The sequence below is a fragment of the Muricomes intestini genome (assembly GCF_004346165.1).
GTDB classification, from domain to species: Bacteria; Bacillota; Clostridia; order Lachnospirales; family Lachnospiraceae; genus Muricomes; species Muricomes intestini.
Genome location: NZ_SLZZ01000057.1, coordinates 1 through 2947, shown reverse-complemented (window position 1 = coordinate 2947; position 2947 = coordinate 1). Strand labels below are relative to the sequence as shown.

Here is a 2947-nt window from a genome sequence, read left to right as displayed (position 1 = left end):
GTAAGCGATGAATAACATAGCGTTCCAAATTTCAGATCCGATATGAGATAATCTATCTACATGAAGTAGATGAATCAGGATTTGCCAATACTTGACGGTTGAGTGTTACTCTATATATGCTTCCTGAGTTTGAGCATTTTACTTCATAATCTATCAGAAATGGAGATGAAATACTCAATGGAATACCCTCAAAATTTATCAGCGTCTGATCGTCACTGGTTTGATTTAATACAGCAGTGTCGTACAAGCGGAAAATCTGATGCACAATGGATGCAAGAGAATGAAATAAAATCGCCAACCTTCTATTATCACGTAAAACAGCTTCGCAAGAAGGCATGTGATATTCCTGAAAATAGTTTTACGAGACAAAGAAGCGATATCCAGGAAGTAGTTCCATTGCATATGGAGGAAGTCCCTGCGATTACTTCTAAGGCACCAATACCATCAAGCCCTACTGATCATACCTCTGCTGTTCGCCTGAACATTCATAGCATAACAGTTGAGATTGCCAACAATGCAACACAGGAAGTAATACAGAATACAATAACTGCGTTGCGGTTTCTATGTTAGGTGATGTTTCCGGAGTTGCCAAGATTTACCTTGTAACAGGCAAAACTGATATGAGACGCAGCATAGATGGTCTCATGGCGATCATCCGGGACACTTATCAGATGGATCCTTATGCAAATGCGCTGTATCTGTTCTGCGGTAAGCGCTGTAACACGATCAAGGCTTTATATTTCGACAAAGACGGTTTTTGTTTAATCTATAAACGTTTAGACAGTGAAGGCAGATTTCAATGGCCCCGAAATGCTGCTGAGGTAAGAGCAATTACCAGGCAGGAGTTTCGGTGGCTGATGGAAGGCCTGTCCATAGACCAGCCGAAAGCGATCCGTCCTGTACCTAAAAATAGCAACAAAGTCTTTTGATTTGTGCATTATAGAGAAAATGAAAAACTTATGGACGCCCGATTTTATCAAAAAACCGTGGTTGTCCACATCAATACCCTGAATCGGAAACTTATCCGTGTATTGCAGCTTATTTCAGGATATTGATGTGTATAACACTTCCGCAGACACTGTAAAACACGTGATTTTACGCTGTTTTACAGTAAGTTATACACAGTCAAAATGACCATACGTGATATCGCTGTCATTTGTCAAAACCCCTGATTTTTTATATAATAAAAGAAAAAGTCAGGAGGTACGGGATGTCAGCGCAAAGTGAAAATGAACTCTTAAAAATGGTCATCGAGACACAGGCATCTCGTATCAATGAGCAGGAAGAAACCATCAAAGAATTAAGAACCATGATTGATGAGCTACGCACCCTGAAAGCGAATCTCGAAGAAACCCTGGATGAATTCAGACGACAATTCTTTGGTGTAAAAAGTGAGAAAACTTCTAACAAAGAAGATACTGCAGAAACTGATGCTAAAAAAGAATCTGTTCAGGTAAAAAGCTATACGAGAGAACGCAAACCAAAAGCTACAAGGGATGAACTTTATGGGAATCTTCCAGTAAAAGAGATCATCTGTCCTGTGCCTGAGGAGGAACGCTTCTGTGACTGGTGCAATGCTGAAATGATTCCCATGAAACCAACCTTTGTCAGGGAAGAAATCCGTATTACTCCTGCCATTGTTGAAAGAGTACGATATATGCAGGAGGTACTGATTTGTCCTGATTGCAAAAAGGATTATGACGGCAGTTTCAAAAAAGGTGAAGTTCCAAGTGCTTTAATTCCGCACAGTCCTGCATCTGCTTCCGCAGTGGCATTTGTTATGTTCAGCAAATGTTTTATGGGGCTTCCTTATTACAGGCAGGAGTCAGCATTCACTCAATTGGGAGCAAAAATCCCAAGAGAAACTCTTGCAAACTGGTGTATTATAGCCGCAGAAAAATATCTGTTCCCTATCTATGACCTCATTCATAGAGAATTGATCATGCGGGATGTAATACATGCCGACGAAACCACCTGTCAGGTACTTCGTGAAGAAGGAAAGGAAGCACAGTCAACATCCTATATGTGGATTTACACTTCCGGTACGGATGGTCTGCCCAAAATCGTCATGTATGAGTATCAACCAGGTCGAGGCGGCATTCATCCACAGGAATTTTTGGAAGGATTCCATGGGATGCTCCAGTGTGATGGATATCAGGGCTACAATAAGGTGATTGATGTGTTGCTTGCATGCTGCATGGCCCACTGCAGAAGAAAGTTTTATGAAGCACTACCTGCACAGAAGAAGAAAACCATGAAGCTGCTGGATATCAATTCCCCCATAGCCATCAAGGAGCCAGTAATTCCCCAAAGTGATCTTGATAAGTACATTCCAGCGGAAATCGGTGTTGCTTATTGCAACAAACTCTTCTATCTGGAACGGGAATTCAAGGATTTACCACCGGAAGAACGAAAAGCAAAACGCTTAGAGCAGGAAGTTCCAGTATGGGATAATTTCTGGAAATGGATTAATTCCCTGAATACTACTAAAGGCAGCAAACTGGAAAAAGCGGTGAACTATGCCCAAAATCACAGGGATAGTCTATGCACCTATTTGCAGGATGGCCGCCTCGAATTATCGAACAACTATTGTGAACGGATGGCAAAATCTTATGCAATCGGAAGGAAAGCTTCCCTATTTCATGCATCAGTCGCTGGTGCAAATGCAAGTGCCATCATATATAGTCTCGTAGAGACAGCAAAAGCAAACAATCTGAACGTGTTCCAATATATCTATACATTGCTATTGTACATGCCGGGTCACAAAAATGGGCTCGAAGGTATTGAACAATTACTGCCATGGAGTGATTTCATAAAAGAGCATTGTTCTGGATTAATAGATGTTGAAATAATAACGGTTGAAGATCATCCAGCCCTAACTGTTTAAAATTTTCACAAAAATGTAAGCGATGGGGAAAGTCTATGCGCTGTGTTATTCATCGCTTAC

3 protein-coding genes are annotated in these 2947 nt (G+C 41.1%); all 3 read left to right on the top strand.

What is annotated here, in order from left to right; translation table 11 throughout:
- The first annotated feature begins 177 nt into the window (after positions 1 to 177).
- The 3 genes from tnpA to tnpC all read left to right on the top strand — a co-directional run bounded on the left by tnpA (position 178) and on the right by tnpC (position 2887).
- On the top strand, positions 178 to 570 hold the full coding sequence (gene tnpA / locus EDD59_RS17545) for an IS66 family insertion sequence element accessory protein TnpA (protein WP_165921001.1): 393 nt from the start codon (positions 178 to 180) through the stop codon (positions 568 to 570).
- Positions 564 to 929 carry an IS66 family insertion sequence element accessory protein TnpB gene (tnpB, locus tag EDD59_RS17540; protein ID WP_132384254.1) on the top strand — a complete coding sequence of 122 codons (366 nt, stop codon included), beginning with the start codon at positions 564 to 566 and terminating at the stop codon, positions 927 to 929. Before tnpA ends, tnpB begins: the two co-directional genes overlap by 7 nt.
- Before the next feature lie 281 nt (positions 930 to 1210).
- Positions 1211 to 2887 carry an IS66 family transposase gene (gene tnpC, locus EDD59_RS17535; RefSeq protein WP_132384252.1) on the top strand — a complete coding sequence of 559 codons (1677 nt, stop codon included), beginning with the start codon at positions 1211 to 1213 and terminating at the stop codon, positions 2885 to 2887.
- Positions 2888 to 2947: the final 60 nt, after the last annotated feature.